The sequence below is a fragment of the Noviherbaspirillum autotrophicum genome (assembly GCF_000818395.1).
Classification (GTDB): domain Bacteria; phylum Pseudomonadota; class Gammaproteobacteria; order Burkholderiales; family Burkholderiaceae_D; genus Noviherbaspirillum; species Noviherbaspirillum autotrophicum.
The window spans coordinates 2,201,400-2,218,472 of record NZ_JWJG01000028.1 but is presented as its reverse complement, the minus strand read 5'-3'; the positions used below and the strand labels follow the sequence as shown (position 1 = coordinate 2,218,472).

The window sequence follows — 17,073 nt, the reverse complement described above, 5'->3', positions numbered from 1 at the left end:
ATTTTGCAATTTATAAAACGTTAGATCTCATAAACAATGCTCAAGGGGATAATCCGGCAACTTAATTGGGTCGTAATGGTGCAGCGCTTTCTATCGGGCGCGGCACTAGTATTTTGTTCAGTGCCCACATCGCAAGCTTCGGCTGCCATGCCCAGCATGGGCTTCACACAATTAACGCAATCCGATGGCGCAATGATGACGGTTTTCTATCCCTCATCAGGCACCGAGCTACCGGTTCGCCAAGGGCCATTTAACTTGTCTTGGGTGCCTAATGGGCAACCGATGATGGGGAATGAACATTTAATTGTTATCTCCCATGGTTCTGGCGGGTCACCGTGGGTTCATACTGATTTGGCCCGCGCCTTGGTGCATCGTGGTTTTACTGTGGCGATACCTTTACATCAGGGAGACAACTATCTTGATCCATCAGAACCCGGCCCTCCTAGCTGGCGAAAACGACCGCAGGAAGTTTCAACCGCAATTGATGCTGTCGCTAACTATGAACCCCTAGCAAAGCATTTATCATTCGGTTCAGTTGGCGTGTTTGGCGGGTCGGCTGGCGGCCACACCGTGCTGTCGCTTGCAGGAGGACTGTGGTCGGATCAGCGCTTTAAGGCGCACTGCGAAAAGCACATTGAACAAGATTTTTCCTCATGTGTTGGTTTTACGACGCTGCTTAAAGGAAATTGGCTAGATGGGTTAAAGATTTGGATTGCTAAGCGTGTGATTGCTTTGCGTTTTTCAGATGAGACGGTCCGGCAGTATCATGACCCACGTATCAAGGCCGCCGTCGCAATGGTCCCATTCGCGGCCGACTTTATTCCCGAGTCACTTAAGCAACCGCGAGCGAAATTAGGCCTCATCATTGCAGCAAAGGATATTAATCAGATCCCGCGCTTTCATGTGGAAGCCATTCTCAAGGCGTGTGCTCCAAGGTGCGAGGTTGTCATGAATCTTCCTGATGGCGGTCATGGTGCGATGCTGTCGCCGCTGCCGCCACTAGAACCGAATAGCATTGGCAATTTTCTTCTAGGAGACCCGCCCGCGTTTGATCGCGCTCGGCTCATTCCGGAATTGAATCAGAACATCACAAATTTCTTTATACGGAATTTAATGGATGGTGCATGAGAAGACGTAACAAGTCGTTGTACAGAGGCCCTTGCGGCGCCCGCGAAATCATTCGCTAGGCGCTCTCGAACTCCACGCGAAAGAACAACAAATGCAGGTTTACATTGCGGGCACAGGGAAACTCTCAACCGAGTTACTCGAAAAGCTCATTCCTCTAAAGGGGCTATCTATCGCTCGTTGGCCTGGCGAATCCGCCTCAAATGCCAAGAGCATTGTGGTTCACGCCGGATCGGGACGAGAAATCGGTTCAATTACAGAATTTTGTTCACGCACATCATCTGTGCTTGTCGAGCTTTCGACCGGGTCTTCGCTGGAAGGAACCCATTCGAGTTTTCCCGTGGTCTTGTGCCCTAACACCAACATCCTCATGCTCAAGTTCATGTGTATGCTGGAACGTTCAGGGGCCATGTTTACAGGCTGCGAAATCCAGATAACCGAATCACACCAAGCCTCCAAAACATCTGTTCCTGGAACGGCCGTACAGATGGCAAATTCGCTCGGCGTCGTGGCGTCCGACATCACGTCGGTGCGAAACCCAGCGCAACAAGCAGGCGAGCTCGCCATACCGAACGAGCATTTGTCTCGACATGCGTTCCATCGGATAACCATTCAAGACGGGCCATGCACGATTTCCATGGAAACGAGGGTATACGGTGACTCTCCATATGCGAGCGGTGTCCAACAAATCATTGGTGCAGTTAACCAGAGAAAGCTCGAATCCCGTGTGTATTCCATTACTGAATTTATCGAAAATGGGTGGGTATAAAGTGCTCATGCAAGTCCATGCCTCCGCTCCCCAGCCTCACTGTGGGTTCAACGCGGACGCCGGCATAGGCCATGCCTTCAGCGTTCTCATGGCCTATGCCGGTATCCTCCGCACTTCGTGTTTCGGCGCCAGCTAACTAGGGCATTAGGCCACCCATTGAAACTGCCATGTCACCCATTCGTCTAATAGAACTACGGCCAGAGGCATTGCTCCACCGCTATAGGCAGCATGGCTCGTACACCGACTGCTATTACATGGATGTGCCTCGCCTCGTCTCCTTCAAAGAGTACGTTGCGACGTTTTACACCACCTCATTATTCAAGATTGAGCGGCACATCCTTGCGCTATTGGCGTGCAGGCCATCTTCCGATGCGGGCGCGTTAGAGCTGGCCGGTGGCATGTCATCTAACTTTGCAGTGTGGAGCGTGGAGGATCGCAAGCCCGACCAACTGTTGTTGCGCGATTTTCTTGGGCGCACTCGGTCCTGGCTCATGGCGGAACCACTTGACGCACGAGCAACCCGGCTCTATTTCGGCTCAGCGGTCGTGCCGTTGTCTCATTCTTCCGAGGGAGTAGCGTCTTTCGGCTTTGCCTTCCACGCTTTTCATGGCTTTCACCACCTCTACACGAAGGCGTTAATGAGCGCCGCTCGATCAAGGTTGGCGGGGACGTCAAGCGAGCATCCCTGAACTACGCCTTGAATGGCCGCTTTCCGGCTTGCCAAAAGACAGGTAAGGAGCGCGTTCCGAGATAGGCGGTCAAGTCTGAAGCGGCTGGGCGCCGGCGCAAACAAGCCAGCCCGGGGATCCTTCAGCATAGGTGAAATCGACATAATTCTGCGACGCTTAAACGCAGTCGTTCTGCATTATTCCGGCTAGTGACACGCCGGCGCTACTGGACAAACTCCCGCACATGCTGGCCGATCAGCGAACTGGCTTGCAGGGTCAAGCAAAGCCTGTTCCACTGCGCAAAAGTGGCATTACTATGCTGCGCTGCACTCCGAATCACGCTTTCCCTGGCCATGCGCCGGGCAACGCTTCAGGTTTCAGAGCATTTCTACATTGTTGGCGTATTTCTTCGCCACCGCCCTACAAGCCACTCCGTTTTATGTTGAATCATTGCAGTGATACGTCCGGCAAGCTAACCGATGAAATACAGTTGGTGAATCACCCCAGTTTCGACTTGAGTTTCGTCGAGCATGGCAACTACGTCCGCATTCAGTGGAAAGGGCGCCAGACGCTCTCGACTATTCAAGAAGGATGCAAGCATTTGCACAAACTTTTGCTGGAGTATGAAGCCGACAAGGTACTCAACGACGGCCGGTATGTCGTGGGAAGCTGGGCGACCTCGGTTCCATGGATCGTGTACCGCTTTCTGCCGCTGGCGCGGCGGGCTGGTATGCGTATGGCTGCGCACGTTCTAGCGCACGAGCGACACAGCAAATTGTCGGCCCATGCAGTGCGGCTCGTTACGGATTTCTGTGAATGGAATATCGAGCTCTTTCAGACGATAGACACGGCTGAGGCATGGCTTACGCGCCAAAGTTGCGGCAAGTCGTCCTAGTTGACGAGGACCTTTACGACAGGCAGTCGCATGGCTGCATGTGCTTTTCTCGGAATGCCGATGGACGATTATTGCCCCCGGGAGGAGAAAAACAGCAAGCTGGCATTGTGCCGGCGAGGTTCAGCGTAATCCGCTCGGCGTGGTGCCGAATTCGCGTTTCACCAATTTACGTAATGCCGTGCCATCCTGGTATCCGATCTTCTCGGCAACGGCCTCGATCGACAGCGATGTCGTTTCAATGAGATGGATGGCATGCATCAATTTGCGGCGCTGGATAAATTTGACAGGTGAAAGGCCCGTGGCAGACTGAATTCTTCGTGCCAGTGTCCTGGGTGACATTGCCAGCTCGGACGACAAGGTGGCCACGCTGATCGGGGACAGGATGTGAGCGTCTACCCAGCGTTCGGCGGCAAGCACGGTCGGGTCCATATGCCGGATATGCGTTTGTATCATGTACCTTGCCTGTGATGGTCGCCGGTCGATCAACAAATAGCGCGAACATAAATGCGCAACGGAAGCGCCCATCGTATCGGCAACAATCGCCAGTGCAAGATCCAGCTGAGCAAAGGCGGAACCGGCCGTCAAAAACTGGCCGTCGCGCACCAGCATCTTTGATTCGTCCAGCCTGACGTCGGGATACCGGGTGCGGAAGAGATGGGACAGCCACCACGTCGTCGTCGCCGCGCGGCCTGATAACAAGCCTGCTTCCGCCAGGAAGAATACAGAAGAGCAGGCTGCACCGATATTGGCGTTCACCTTGCCGAAAGCCTGCAGCAACCGCATGGCCTGGATTGAATCGATTCTTGCGAGTCGGGCTGCGATTTCCTTATCGGACGTCAACCCCGCGCCCGGGACAATCACCCAGTTTGGTTTGATGCCAGATTCGCTGACTTCCTTGAAGGTCAAATCCGCCGTCAGTCGCAGTCCCGCGCCGGTTCGAATGCATTTCCTGTGTGCGGCGGTGACGATGCGGATCTTGTGCTTCCTGCCTGAACCGGAGAGGAAGGCGCTGCCAGCCTTCAATGTGTCGAGCGAGATGGCAAGACCGGAGTCCATCACACCTTCCATTGCCAATATCAAGATCGTTTGCATCTGTCCATTTTGGCATGAAAATTGTCATATTCGACAATTTGTCAAATGATGACCCGGGACTAGACTGCAATCTGTTCATCAGAGGAGACGCAGATGCCGAATATCACGCCACCAAACAGGAACATGAATGAGGACGACTCGCTCGACGACTTCGAACATCGCCATGTCACCCTCAACGGAATGACGAAGAAGGTATATGTGGCGGGCGAGGGTCCGGCAGTCATTGTGATGACCGAGATGCCGGGTATCAGTCCGCACGTCGCACGCTTTAGCCGATGGGTGCGTGCAGCGGGATTCACCGTGTACATGCCTTCCCTGTTTGGCCGCGACGGCGCCGTGCCCACCGTTGAGGACGGCATTGCGAGCTTCAAGCGCGCCTGCGTCAGTGCGGAGTTTCGCGCCTTCGCCACCAACGAATCCAGCCCGGTGACACAGTGGCTGCGTGCGCTCGCGCGGTTTGCGCATGAGGAGTGCGGCGGGCCGGGTGTTGGCGCGATCGGCATGTGCTTCACTGGCAACTTTGCGCTCACGATGATGCTTGAACCGGCGATGCTCGCGCCGGTAGTCTGCCAGCCGTCACTCCCCCTCGACGATCCGGCCGGGATCAACATGGCGCCGGATGAGCTGGCGCATGTTCGGACGCGCCTCGAGCGGGACGATCTGACTGTGATGGCTTACCGATTCGAGGGAGACAAGCATTGCCGGGCCCAACGGTTTGCGGCCTACCGCGAAGCGCTCGGCGACCGCTTTGTGGCGCGTGTATTGCCTGACAATGCAGCCAACGCGAATACACCACCGTTCTTTGAAAAAGTCGTGGCAAGCCCTCACAGCGTGGTGACTGCGCATTTGATAGACGAAGCAGGACAACCGACGATTGCGGCGCGCGACGAAATCCTTGCGTTCTTTGCGCAGCGCCTCAAAAAATGAGGGTGGCACAGAAGGCCATGGCGCTGCCCGGTTCCCGCCGGCGCAGTATGTCGTGAGAAGGTTTTCGCTGGCGGCCTTCGGGAGTGTCCGCTTTCGGGAAGCCATGAAAGACGGTTCAGGGTCGCACTGAGCCGGCCGCGGCTCGTCAAGCAATGACTCTCGATGCGCTCCGCTGAGCTCAGCGAGGTGGCAAGACAAGATTCATCAGCACTTGGATCCACCGGAAATAATGAGTCGATATCGCTGTCGTCCAAAATCGCGCGATGCCGCACCAAACTAAAGCGCCCCGTGTCGGTCACACAAACCGGTAAGCACGCATCCTTGATAAGTTGATGCAAGTCAATTTTTGAAGATGCCCTCAGAATATATTATTTCACTTCCTCTGGAACGGAGCTGACAAGTGACAGGAATCTGCGGGTCCCATCCGCATATCGCCGCCACGAGCAGACTTCGCTATTACGAAACGATTCTGTTATGGGAATGAACATACGGATTAGACATGTCGCTGCGTGGATCGCCTGCTTTTCGATCCTGCTCGCGGCTGTGGCGCCGTCTGTCTCCCGCCTGCTTGCCGCGGCATGTGAGCAGGATGCTTTCTGGCCCAATGTGTGTTCAACCACCGGTCCGAAGTTGGTCTCGGCGACAGGTCACTCAGCCCATCATTCCTCGGCTCCGGCAAAAAAGGACTTCCATTTTGAGCATTGCCCTTTCTGCCTGACGCACGCAGGCTCATTCGGCTTGCCGCCGACAACGACCTTTGCTCTTCCATTGACGGCCGAGACTTCGGTATTCCCGCCACTGTTTTATCAGTCGCCTCGCCCGCTCTTCGTGTGGGTCACTCCGCAAACACGCGCTCCGCCTACGTTGTCCTGAATTCTAGCGATGCCGCTTTCCCTGCACCTGCGCGGGAGAGTGGCGCGTTCTCATGAATATGCTGTTCTGCCGACCGGGCAAGCAGCGGCCATTCCCAGGCGTCCATTGCAACCCGATGCGGGATCGCCCAGGAATTACATCGGAATTCAAAATGAAAGTATCGAAATTATTTGCGGCTACCGTATGCGGCGGCGCCATTGCCGGCCTTCTTCCCTCATTCGCTTTTGCCAGCTGCGGGGCCGCGTTTTGTACCGTCAATAGCAACTGGACTTCGGAAAGCGCTGCAACCGAAGCCGGGTCCGTGCTCGACTTGCGTTATGAGTACGTGCATCAGACCCAGCCACGCAGCGGCACCGACAACGTCGGTGTCGGAGAGATTCACCGGCATCATGACGAAGTCAGCACCGTGAACCGCAATCTTCTGATGACGTATTCCCACACATTCAATTCCGAATGGGGGCTCTCCGTCACCGCGCCGATCGTCGACCGCGACCATCTTCATATCCATCATCACAATGGAGAGCAAGTCCCCGAACAGTGGAATTTCACCGAGCTGGGCGATGTGCGCGTGGTCGGCAGGTATCAGCTGCCGGACGTCGGCAATCCGCTAAAGCCGAGCGCGACCGGCATGACATTCGGATTGAAACTGCCCACAGGCAGAACGACGATGGCCAATGAGGACGGCGATCTGGCCGAGCGAACGCTGCAACCGGGAACCGGCACGACGGATGCCATCATCGGCGCCTACTATCACCAGAAGCTCCCGCAATCCAATGCGTCCTGGTTTGCTCAGGCGCAGTACCAGCATGCGCTCAACAGTCACGACGGTTTCAAGCCGGGTGACCAGTTCGGTGCAGACCTCGGGTATCGCTACGGGGTGACGGATCAATTGGGCGCACTCGTGCAGCTCAACTTCCTGGTGAAACGCCGCGACAGCGGCGCGCAAGCCGAGCCGGAAGACAGCGGCGGCCGTTATCTGTCGCTCAGCCCGGGCTTGAGCTATGCCGTGTCGGACAATGTCCAGATTTACGGCTTCTTCCAGAAACCGCTGTACCAGAACGTCAACGGCGTTCAGCTGACAGCGAACAGGGCATTGGTGGTCGGCGTGAGTGGCCGTTTTTAAGACGAAGGCGTGAAGCCGGGATTGCCGCACGACGTGCCGCAATCCCGCATGGTTATTCCACGCTCAAATAACGGAGGTCGAGCATGATGAAGCGGTTTGCCATCACGATGGCGTTTTTATGTCTGCCCGCCCTTGCCGGCGCATCAGGTTTTTCACTCACCGACACCAAAGGCCAAACACATTCTCTCGCCAGCCATGCCGGCCAATGGGTACTCGTGAACTTGTGGGCGACATGGTGTCCGCCCTGCCTGTCTGAATTGCCGGAGCTGGAAGCGTTAAGCAAATCGCGGCCTGATCTGGTCGTGCTCGGGCTTGCCGTGGATGGGCAGCCTGCCCGCCGGGTGGCACAGTTCGCCGAAAAACTCGGAGTGACCTATCCGGTCATCGCCGGTGATGCCGCAATGGCGCAGCAATTCGGGGCGAAGGGCTTTCCCACCAGCGTGCTGTTCAACGCGTCCGGCCAACAAGTGTGGGTTAAGGAAGGACCCGTTACCCGACAAGAGATAGAAGGTCTTCTGAGCCGCGGGAAATGATAGGACGCGGCGCCACATTGAACGCAAACGAAATGGCGGTCACGCCGAAACGCTGTCACGCAGGTCGGCGGCCAGCAATGCACATGTCGGATCAGATTCCGCTTCCAGACGATGCAGCACCAGGCCGACCTTCGGCAACGCCGGCAAGCCGTACTCTGCAGCCGGCAGCGTGCGCAAGTTGTTCCGCAGCCCGAATCTCGTGCGCACCGTCACGCCGAGACCGGCGGCAACGGCTGCCCACACCGCCCCGAGGCTGTGGCTGGTGAATGTCAGCCGCCACGGGATGCCTGCGCGGTCCAGCGCCTCGGTGGCAATCGTGCGCATGAGGCAAGGCGCGTCGAATGCCACCAGGGGCAGCGGCAGGCCTCGGTTGCGCAGCGATTCGGGGCTGGCGCCCGCCGGCCCGATCCACTCCAGCTGGTAGCGCCCTACTTCTTCCATGTACGGCGTGTCCTGCATTCCTTGCCATGTCAGCGCAAGGTCGAGCCGGCCACCGATCATGTCGGACACCAACTCCGCATTGCGCGCCACTTTCGCCTCGATGCGGACACCCGAGTGGCTGCGCGCGAAGCGGCCGAGCACCTCTGGTAGCAAATGCTCACCGAAATCTTCCTGCAAGCCGAGGCGCACGAATCCATCCAGTCCGGTGGCGCCAACAGCCATTGCCGCTTCATCGTTTAGTTCAAGCATCCGCCGCGCGTAGCCGAGCATGACCTCGCCGGCATCTGTCAATGCCATGCCCCGGCCAGACTTGCGCAGAAGCGCGACGCCGGCCTGCTCTTCGAGTTTCTTCAATTGCGCACTGACGGCAGATGTCGATCGCGCCAATCGGTCCGCTGCCTTGGCGAAGCTGCCAAGCTCGATGCCGACCGCAAAGCTGCGCATGGCATCCAGGTCAAAGTTGACTCTTCGCATTAGATCATCCCGAAAAACTGCATAGTTGGTTTTTAATTTCCCGATTTTCGAAACGATCATCGCGCCATACACTGCAACTGTCAATCGATTCATACACATGGGAGAAAGCACGATGACTTCAATGCTGGGACTGGGGCAACAGGCATTCGGACAAGGTGCGCCGAAATTTGCCGAGGTGACCGACAAGGTGTTGTTCGGCGACATCTGGGAGCGGCCCGGTTTGTCCAAGCGCGACCGCAGCCTGATCACCGTGGCCGCGCTGGTCTCGCTGTACCGGCTCGAACAGTTGCCGTTCCACTTGGCGAAGGCACGCGAAAACGGATTGACGCACGAGGAGCTGGCCGAGGCCATCACGCATCTCGCGTTCTATGCCGGATGGCCGGCGGCGGCCAGTGCCCTGAGCCTGCTCGACAAAACCTAAACTTTTTCAAGGAGATCAACATGCCAATGACCCGTATCTCGCTGCTCAAGGGAAAACCGCAGTCCTACGTGAAGGCATTGTCGGACGGCGTGCATCGTGCGTTGGTCGAGGCATTCGACGTACCACCCGACGACCGTTTCCAGGTCATCCATCAGCATGAGCCCGAAGAGCTCGTGTTTGACCGGAATTACATGGGCGGACCACGCTCGGACAACTATGTGCTGATCTGCGTTACGGCCGGCAAGCCGCGCAGCACCTCGATGAAGGAAGCCTTCTATCGCCGCCTGACCGAGGTGCTTGCCGAATCGCCCGGCATCCACCCGAAAGATGTCATGGTCATCGTCAGCATGACGAGTTTCGACGGCTGGTCGTTTAGCGGCGGCGTTGCATCGCTGTTTCCGCAGGAGCTTGCGCAATGATCGCGATGCAATACAGTCTCGTGCTGCCTGCCGATTACGACATGGGCATCATTGACCGGCGCATTGCCGAGCGCGGCCATGTCACGGACGGCTTTCCCGGCCTGGCCTTCAAGGCTTATCTGCACGCGAGAAAACAAGGCATGCCGGCCGCTTCCGACAATCTGTACGCGCCTTTCTATCTCTGGCATACGACCGAAGGGATGAACGAATTCCTGTGCGGTCCCGGCTTCGTCGGGCTTACACAATCATTCGGCTGGCCATCGGTGCGCACATGGGCAGTGTGGCACGCGCAGATGAAGCAAGAAATCGCAGAGGCGCGGTATGCAGTGCGCGAAACGGTGCCGATCCCGCCGCATGCGGATCTTGCCGCGCTGCGTCGCGCCGAAAGCGACCGTTCGAGGGAAATGCATTTCAGCCACGATGTTCTTGCGACTCTTGCCGGCTTCGATCCGACGCACTGGTGCCTGGTCCGGTTTCAGCTCTGGAGCAAGATGCCGGACCGGCAATCGGATGGCCAGATGCAAATCTATGGTGTCGGCCATGTGTCGACCGGTTGAGTGGCAGCTCCCTGGGGCCGCCTTATGCACAGCAAACCTGTCCTTCATTCATTGATGCATGGTGCATGAAAAAAGATGACCGCTTTAGGTTTCCTGCGGAAAAATCGAACTGGCGGAATGCATGCAGTCTAACGTCTACCTTCTGCAATTTACGGGGCAATTCCACATTGACGTTATTCGGAGGCAGCATGAAGAAGCTATCGTTGGCACTATTCATTTCATTACTTGGTACAAGCGCTGCAGCATTTGCGCAAGGCAGTTACAGCGCACCGGCAACGTCCGAGCGCGGGGCGAGCGGTTCGACGAGTTCCGACAGTCCGGCGGCCGCCGGCTCTTCCACTGGAACGTCGTCCGGAAGCAGCATGCCGGCCGGACCGTCTTCGAGCGCAACAGGCTCGAGCGACAGTTCGGGTACGACAGGGTCCGGCGCGAGCGGAGGAGCTGACTCTTCAGGGTATGGCGGCAGCGGCACGTCGTCGAGCGGAGGTCCGGCGGGGACTACCAGCCCAGGATCGGCCAGTTCTGGCGCCACCACCGGAACGGGAACGTCAACGAACGGAGCGAATAGTTCCAGCGGAACAAGCATGTCCGGAAGCAGCGCCTCAGATAGCGGCTGGAGCACGGATACCGAGGAGAAGCGTCGCGAGCGCGGCTCCATTGGTTTAAGGCCCGGCGAAGCGCCGCCCGCGTCGGGTTCAGGCTCGGGTGGCGGGACCAGCCGCTAACGCCGCCGGCGCGAGTAACCGATATGCTCGCGCCGTCATCTTTACCGGCAGAAATCGGCATCTCACACGCTTTTATAAGACACGAACTGTTGGAGAAATCGCTGCTTCAGTGGCCGCGATAGCTGCGCAGTGCAGGCATGAACGCCGCGTTGGCCAGCGCAGCCAGCGCCAGAGCCGCTCCGCTGATCAGGATCGCCCGTTGCGCGTCCAACGCATGCGTAAGCGCGCCGGCGGCAAGGCCCGACAGCGCCGGCATGACCTGCGAAATGATCGTGTACATGCTGAGTATGCGGCCGCGCACCTTCTCCTCGACGTTTTCCTGGATCGCCGTGACAATCAAGCTGATGGCCATGCCGCCCAGCAGGCCAACTAACGCCAGCAGCATGAAGGCGACGACCGGGCTCGTGGTGCCGCCCATTCCCGCGAACAGCAAGCCGGAGAGCGCGCATGCGGCAAATACCGTCTTCCCGTGCGGCAGGCGCCGTGCTATCAGCATGCAAATCAGGCCGCCGGCGATGAGCGCAGGTGCGAGCGTGCCGAGAAACGCGCCGCGTGCCAGTTCGCCCAGCCCCAGCGCCGTGCGCGTGAGCTTGGGAAGGATGACCTGCATCGGCCCCATGAGCATGTAGCCGAACATGGCTGTGACGAGCAATTGCGCAAGCAAGGGATCGCTGCGCACAGCCCTCAGGCCATCGAGAATATCGCGCAGGACTGGCCGGGGCGGCTTGCCGGTGACGCTTGTCGACACACGAAACAGCAGCACCGATCCGATGACGAACAGCGCAATGGCGAGTGCGAACACCCCTTGCCAGCCGACCTGCAAACGGCATACCGAAATCGCCAACGGCCCGAGGCCGAACCCGAGCATGACCAGCAGGTTAAAGACCAGCGAGGCCCGCCGCAACGCCGTCGCTTCCACGATCTGACCGAGGGCAGTCATGCGCGCCGGAGCAACAAATGACCAGCCGATGCCGGCACACAGGGCGGCGATAAGAAAGACCGGTGCCCGCTGCGCCGGTTCGGCAATAAAGCGGTCGCCGCACGCCATGAGCACGGCAGCGAGGATGAACAGGGCTTGTGCACCGTGGATGATCCGGGTCGGCGCCAGCCGGTCGCACAGCACGCCCGCGTACCAGCCAAGAAGCAGCGGCGGGCCGAAGCACAGGCCGAAACCTACCCCCGCCAGCACATCCGAGCGCAGCACTTCTTGCGCGTAGATGATCACCGAGTAGTTGACGATGTGGCCGCCGGTGAAGGCCAGCAGGCACGACACAAAGAATGCCCAATGACGACCGATCATGCGGCCTCCTGCATAGGTGGCGTGTTCTCACGGTCCATTTTCATCGCTGCTGGATCCTGATCAATGTCGGTTGGCCGCCTTCGATGTGCCAGCTGGGGAAGTTTGAGTTCGAGGTGTAGAGCGTGCCGTCGGTGTCGACTTCAATGTCGCGGGTGAACGTCGTGCGCCGCGGCAGCGGAATCGTGCGCCAGGTCTCGGTCTTGATGTCGAAGCCGTACAGGGCATCGGACTGATTGCCATTCACCCAGACGATGCCGCGCTGCTTGTCGACATTGAGCGAATACGGCGTCTCGCTGCCTTTCGGTTCGACCGGCAGATCGAACAGAGAGAACTTGCCGGTAGCGGGCGAATAGCGGGCGATCTTCGACTCGGCGAAGGCCACAATCCACAGGTTGCCCTGCGCATCCGTGCGCAGGCGGCGCGGACCGATGAATGGCGTCGGAATCATCGTCACCTTGCCGCTGGCCGGATCGATCTTGCCGATTTCCTGGGTATGCAGCCGCGCGAACCAAACGGTACCGTCCGGTGTGACATCGATCCCATAGGGCAGCGGCGTACCGGTGGCAGCCCAGTCAACCGGCATCCAGTTCGACAAGGGCAAGCCCCAGTTCATCAGCTTGAACATGACACCGATCGACGCCACCGTGAGCCGCTCCTTGAGGCTGCGCGTCGGCAGATCGTAGAGGGTGAACTTGCGCGCGGCACGGTCGAACTTCGCTACCTGGTTCGACAAGGCCAGGGTGAACCAGACGTTGTCCCTGGCGTCGACGCGCACCGTGTGCGGATAAAAGCCCGCGCCGATTTCATGCTGGGTAAAGGTCTTGGTGGCCGGGTCGAACTCGATCAGCCGACGCTGCGCCGAAGGCGTGATGAAGATATGCCCGTCGCGCGGGGACTCGGCCAGCGAATGCGCATTCGACGTACTGTCATGGCTCGGAAAGGTCTTCAATCGACCTGCGATGAGACCGCCCGGATCGTCGCCCGGCTTGTGCGGAATCTTGTAGATCGTCACGGCGTTGGTGACGGGGTTGACCTCGTACAGGCGGTCCTGAATATTGTCGGCGACATACACCAGCCGGTTAGCCGCAATCAGCATATCGTGCGCCTGCGACATCGCATTGCCAAGCGGCCATTCGGTGATCAAGGTCTTGTCGAGAGCTTCTTCCCACGACACGCCGCCCGTGATCAGTTCCGGATGCGCGCGCAGCCGGCGGTAGTCGGCCGATAGAATGTCCGGCAGCGATTTCTGCAGATCCGTCGGCAAGCGCGAGCCGTAGCGAACCATGCGGCTGATGGTCTTGCGCCAATCCTCCGGCGACCTTTCCACCCGGGTGAATGCATTTCCCTGCTGGTGGCAGAAGGCGCACTGCATCTGAAAATGCTTCTTCGCCGTGGCGTCGCCAATATTGAGCGCACCCAGCCATGCGTTGGCCGGCTTCGCTTCGGCCAGCTTGAAGGAGTCCGTCTCAGCCTGCAGGACGATCCGCACGGCCGTCTGCCCCGCCGGTGCTTCGATCACTGCATCCCGGAAGCCAGGCTTGCGCACGCGGTACCGGGTATCGACCATGCGGTCGGGAATCTCGGCTTTCCCCGAAGTGCCCGTGAATGCAGTGACGTCGATAGCCACCACCTGCGGCTTGCCGGGTTGCTGGAAGCCATTGTCAGAGGTGTCCCGCGGCGCGGGGTGCGCTGCAGCCTGCGTCACCATTGCCACGGCCACGGGCTTGCCGGTCTGGTCGGTGACGCTGATGACGGCAGCCGCAGCCGGCAGGGTGATGGCGCTGCACGCTGCCAGTGCAAGGAAATGGCGGATCGTGTGTTTCATGAGGTTTTAAGGCTGATCATTTATCGAGGGGATGGGGCGGAGCGGCGCTTCATCTGCTGCGCGAAATAGGCCGGGACAAGACGGCTGGTCCACCATGCGAGCTTGGCCAGCGAGGTAGGCAGGTACAGGCGTTGGCGTCGGCATACCGCTGTCAGAATGCGCGTCGCCATGTCGTCCGCAGACACCTCGCCGCCGATGGCATTGCGTGGCAGCGTCGCCGCCCCGCCGTCTCCGCCGAGGGCGGCACGCTCGATGCCGGTGGCGATGAATGCGGGGCAGACAATGGTCACGTCCACGCCGTCGTCTTCGACTTCACTGCGCAAGCTGTCGAAAAATCCGTGCAACGCGTGCTTGCTGGCGCTGTATGCGGTGCGGCCGAATAACGGCGAAAAACCCGCAATGCTGGAGATGACGACAATTTGTCCTCGGCGTGCCCGCAGCGACCGCAATGCCAGCTGGGTGCAGTGGACTGCGCCGAAAAAATTGACGTTCATGACCTGTCGCAGCACGGCGAGATCGGTCTCGCACAGCAGGCTGCGGTGCGCAATGCCGGCGTTGTTGACCAGCACGTCGATCCCGCCCCAGTGGGCAATCACCGTAGCGATCGCATGCTGACAGTCTTCTGCATCGCTCACGTCGCAGGTGATGGCGAGGACGCGGCCAGGTGCGGTGAACAGCAGGCTGTCGGCCGTCGTGCGCAACGCCGGGCCGTTCATGTCGAGCAGAGCGACATGGGCACCAGCGGCGAGGAACTGTTTGGAAAGCGCCCGCCCCAATCCGCCTGCGGCGCCGGTAATGACCACCACTTTTCCAGCGTAATTCATGGCGTCTTTCAGTTCTTGTGGGCAGAGCGTGTCCGCAGCCAGTAATCGAAAACCTCAGATGACGTCTTGGCTGGCGTGTAACCGAATTCCTTCTTCAGTCGCCCGTTGTCGAGGACTGGGCGATAGCGCAGGAAATTCACTTGCTCCGGACCGTATTGTGTGAGGCCCAGGGTTTTGAGGATGCGCAACGCGAATGCGATCAGACCGGCCGGCAGGGAAACGACCGGCTTGGAGAGTCGCTTGGCAAGCAGGTGGATGGATAGCGCGCCATCCCCGGCGAGGTTGTAGATGCCGCCCTTGCCGCTCTCGATCGCCCGCAGGAAGGCGCCGACCACGTCCTGGTCCCAGATGAACACAAAGGGGCTGTCCGAGCCGCGGATCGCAATCAGCCGTGGCTTGTCGAACAGGTCGGTGATCTGGTTGCGCACGGTGGCGCCCAGAATGGTGCCGATGCGGAAGATGGTTTGCGTCAGTTGCGGATGGGTGCGGCGGTAATCGGCGAGCATCTCTTCCACCAGCCGCTTGTGCCACGAGTAGGCAAACTCTTCGTTGCCGCGCACCGGATCCTGCTCCGTCAGCCAGGCCGGATTGTCGGCGTGGTAGCCGTAGGCGGCGCCGCTGGAGGAGACGATAATCTGACGCACACCAGCCTTGACGCAAGCGTCCAGCACATTCCGGGTGCCGTCCACATCCACGCTGTATTCAAAGGCGCGATTGCTCTTCTTGCCGGGGGTGACGATGGAGGCGAGATGGACCACCGTATCGATACCATGCGTGCGCAATATATCGGCCAGTCCGCCATCCCGGATATCCGCTTGCAGATAGGTCACGCCGGGTCGTTGCTGCGCAGGCGGTGTCATGCGCACGTCGGTTGCCACCACGGCGCCCATGGTGCCGACCGCGCACGCATCCGACAGGTGGCCGACGAGCTGCCGGCCCAGGTAACCGTCGGCACCGGTCACGAGTATTGATTTGCCGTTCATGCGCCCGCCTTTGCCGCCAGCAGCGGCTTTTTCATCCAGTAGGTCGACAGTGCCATGCCGGCAAAGATATGCCAGATGCCCCACCAGGCAGTGACGATTGCCATACCGCCCAAGCCACCAAAGAAGTTGAAAATCAGGACCAGCCCAAGGCCGGAATTCTGGATGCCGGTCTCGAAAGCCACGGAACGGCTATCGCGCTCCGCAAGCCCGAACAGCTTGGCCAGGCCATAACCGCTGCCGAGCGCGCAGGCGTTGTGCACGAAGACGATGCCGACCACCATCGCGCCGTAGGCGAGGAAGAACTTCCAGTTGGCGAGCAGCGCACCCGTCACGAAGACGGCGAACACGCCGAGCGAGAAAATGCGCATCGGCTTGAGCATCTTTGCTGCCAATCGGGACATGCGGTGGGAAATGAACAGGCCAGCGCCCAAGGGAGCGCCTAGCAAGATGCCCACATCGATCAGCATGGCGACCGGGTCGAGCGAGAAGTCGTGCATGATGGCACGCATGCCGGCGTCCTGATTTGCCCAGAATGCGACGTTGAGCGGCATCATAAATACTGCGGCCGCCGTCGACAGCGTGCTGATCGATACCGACAGAGCAGCATTGCCGCCCGCCCGGTGCGTGAAGAAGTTGGAGATATGGCCGGCGGGGCATGACGATACCAGCAGCATGCCAAGCGCGATCGACGGTAGCGGATCGATGAGCCGGATCAGAAGGAAGGTCCCGGCAGGGAACAGGATGTGATGTCCGAACAGCCCGATCGCCAGGGCCTTGGGAGTGCGCAGCGCCTGCTTGAAATCCGACAGTTTCAAATCCAGCGCCACGCCGAACATGACAAGCGCCAGGATAAGGTTCAGGCCCAGCAACGCCTGCGGATTGAAATTGAGTTGTACCTGGTCGATATGCATCATCGCCAGCACCTCTGGTCGCGCACCGTCATGTTGTGTCTCCATCTAAGAATTGTTTTATGCACTGATTGTGCTTTAACGCGAGCGGCGCAAACAGGTTAATTCCGGACATTTTTCGCCTGTAACATCCCCGGCGAAGCGGCGGGCCTCGCTGCAAAAACGCCGCCGACCGCAGGGCGACGGTGCAA

Annotated in this window: 19 protein-coding genes; 11 read left to right on the top strand and 8 right to left on the bottom strand. The window is 59.1% G+C overall.

Annotated features, from left to right (window positions below):
* The first annotated feature begins 75 nt into the window (after nt 1-75).
* From TSA66_RS11540 to TSA66_RS11525, 4 genes are all read left to right on the top strand, one after another.
* Nucleotides 76-1,128: an alpha/beta hydrolase family protein gene (locus TSA66_RS11540; protein WP_232429456.1), complete on the top strand. Its 1,053-nt coding sequence runs from the start codon at nt 76-78 to the stop codon at nt 1,126-1,128.
* Between the two features lie 91 nt (nt 1,129-1,219).
* Entirely contained in the window at nt 1,220-1,894 is a 675-nt protein-coding gene (locus tag TSA66_RS11535; RefSeq protein ID WP_040040140.1) for a dihydrodipicolinate reductase C-terminal domain-containing protein, read from the top strand.
* A gap of 167 nt (nt 1,895-2,061) precedes the next feature.
* Nucleotides 2,062-2,583, top strand: a complete 522-nt coding sequence (locus TSA66_RS11530; RefSeq protein ID WP_052452253.1) for a hypothetical protein — start codon at nt 2,062-2,064, stop codon at nt 2,581-2,583.
* Between the two features lie 223 nt (nt 2,584-2,806).
* Complete coding sequence (locus tag TSA66_RS11525) at nt 2,807-3,457, top strand: hypothetical protein (protein WP_157691661.1); 651 nt, start codon at nt 2,807-2,809, stop codon at nt 3,455-3,457.
* Nucleotides 3,458-3,577: 120 nt separating this feature from the next.
* On the opposite strand, the gene TSA66_RS11520 is transcribed toward TSA66_RS11525, so the two are convergent.
* On the bottom strand, nt 3,578-4,549 hold the full coding sequence (locus TSA66_RS11520) for a GlxA family transcriptional regulator (protein ID WP_040040138.1): 972 nt from the start codon (nt 4,547-4,549) through the stop codon (nt 3,578-3,580).
* A 93-nt stretch (nt 4,550-4,642) separates the two neighbouring features.
* Between TSA66_RS11520 and TSA66_RS11515 the strand changes: the two genes are divergently transcribed.
* The 4 genes from TSA66_RS11515 to TSA66_RS11505 all read left to right on the top strand — a co-directional run bounded on the left by TSA66_RS11515 (nt 4,643) and on the right by TSA66_RS11505 (nt 8,005).
* Entirely contained in the window at nt 4,643-5,476 is an 834-nt protein-coding gene (locus TSA66_RS11515) for a dienelactone hydrolase family protein (protein ID WP_040040137.1), read from the top strand.
* A 474-nt stretch (nt 5,477-5,950) separates the two neighbouring features.
* Nucleotides 5,951-6,349 (top strand): DUF2946 domain-containing protein, encoded by a 399-nt coding sequence (locus TSA66_RS26185; protein ID WP_084199500.1) that lies wholly within the window; start codon nt 5,951-5,953, stop codon nt 6,347-6,349.
* Between the two features lie 151 nt (nt 6,350-6,500).
* The gene (locus TSA66_RS11510) at nt 6,501-7,472 is read left to right on the top strand and encodes a transporter (protein ID WP_040040136.1); all 972 of its coding nucleotides are present in this window, start codon (nt 6,501-6,503) and stop codon (nt 7,470-7,472) included.
* 83 nt (nt 7,473-7,555) lie between these two features.
* The gene (locus tag TSA66_RS11505; protein ID WP_052452252.1) at nt 7,556-8,005 is read left to right on the top strand and encodes a TlpA family protein disulfide reductase; all 450 of its coding nucleotides are present in this window, start codon (nt 7,556-7,558) and stop codon (nt 8,003-8,005) included.
* Nucleotides 8,006-8,044: 39 nt separating this feature from the next.
* On the opposite strand, the gene TSA66_RS11500 is transcribed toward TSA66_RS11505, so the two are convergent.
* Complete coding sequence (locus TSA66_RS11500) at nt 8,045-8,920, bottom strand: LysR substrate-binding domain-containing protein (protein WP_040042466.1); 876 nt, start codon at nt 8,918-8,920, stop codon at nt 8,045-8,047.
* Nucleotides 8,921-9,032: 112 nt separating this feature from the next.
* Between TSA66_RS11500 and TSA66_RS11495 the strand changes: the two genes are divergently transcribed.
* Genes TSA66_RS11495 through TSA66_RS11485 form a run of 3 tightly spaced genes read left to right on the top strand, consistent with a single transcriptional unit; the run spans nt 9,033 to nt 10,317 of the window.
* On the top strand, nt 9,033-9,341 hold the full coding sequence (locus TSA66_RS11495; RefSeq protein WP_052452251.1) for a carboxymuconolactone decarboxylase family protein: 309 nt from the start codon (nt 9,033-9,035) through the stop codon (nt 9,339-9,341).
* Between the two features lie 20 nt (nt 9,342-9,361).
* Complete coding sequence (locus TSA66_RS11490) at nt 9,362-9,760, top strand: tautomerase family protein (protein WP_040040135.1); 399 nt, start codon at nt 9,362-9,364, stop codon at nt 9,758-9,760.
* A complete protein-coding gene (locus TSA66_RS11485; protein WP_040040134.1) occupies nt 9,757-10,317 on the top strand; it encodes a DUF4865 family protein in 561 nt (186 codons plus the stop codon). Before TSA66_RS11490 ends, TSA66_RS11485 begins: the two co-directional genes overlap by 4 nt.
* Nucleotides 10,318-10,576: 259 nt before the next feature.
* Here TSA66_RS11485 and TSA66_RS11480 read toward each other — a convergent pair whose 3' ends face one another.
* The 6 genes from TSA66_RS11480 to TSA66_RS11455 form a co-directional block, all read right to left on the bottom strand.
* Nucleotides 10,577-10,975 carry a hypothetical protein gene (locus tag TSA66_RS11480; RefSeq protein WP_040040133.1) on the bottom strand — a complete coding sequence of 133 codons (399 nt, stop codon included), beginning with the start codon at nt 10,973-10,975 and terminating at the stop codon, nt 10,577-10,579.
* A 173-nt stretch (nt 10,976-11,148) separates the two neighbouring features.
* Nucleotides 11,149-12,342 (bottom strand): MFS transporter, encoded by a 1,194-nt coding sequence (locus tag TSA66_RS11475; RefSeq protein WP_040040132.1) that lies wholly within the window; start codon nt 12,340-12,342, stop codon nt 11,149-11,151.
* Between the two features lie 40 nt (nt 12,343-12,382).
* Nucleotides 12,383-14,167: a Vgb family protein gene (locus tag TSA66_RS11470; RefSeq protein WP_040040131.1), complete on the bottom strand. Its 1,785-nt coding sequence runs from the start codon at nt 14,165-14,167 to the stop codon at nt 12,383-12,385.
* A 20-nt stretch (nt 14,168-14,187) separates the two neighbouring features.
* A complete protein-coding gene (locus TSA66_RS11465; protein WP_040040130.1) occupies nt 14,188-14,991 on the bottom strand; it encodes an SDR family oxidoreductase in 804 nt (267 codons plus the stop codon).
* An 8-nt stretch (nt 14,992-14,999) separates the two neighbouring features.
* Nucleotides 15,000-15,974 (bottom strand): SDR family oxidoreductase, encoded by a 975-nt coding sequence (locus tag TSA66_RS11460; protein ID WP_040040129.1) that lies wholly within the window; start codon nt 15,972-15,974, stop codon nt 15,000-15,002.
* Nucleotides 15,971-16,930 (bottom strand): bile acid:sodium symporter family protein, encoded by a 960-nt coding sequence (locus TSA66_RS11455; protein WP_232429455.1) that lies wholly within the window; start codon nt 16,928-16,930, stop codon nt 15,971-15,973. Before TSA66_RS11455 ends, TSA66_RS11460 begins: the two co-directional genes overlap by 4 nt.
* Nucleotides 16,931-17,073 lie beyond the last annotated feature (143 nt).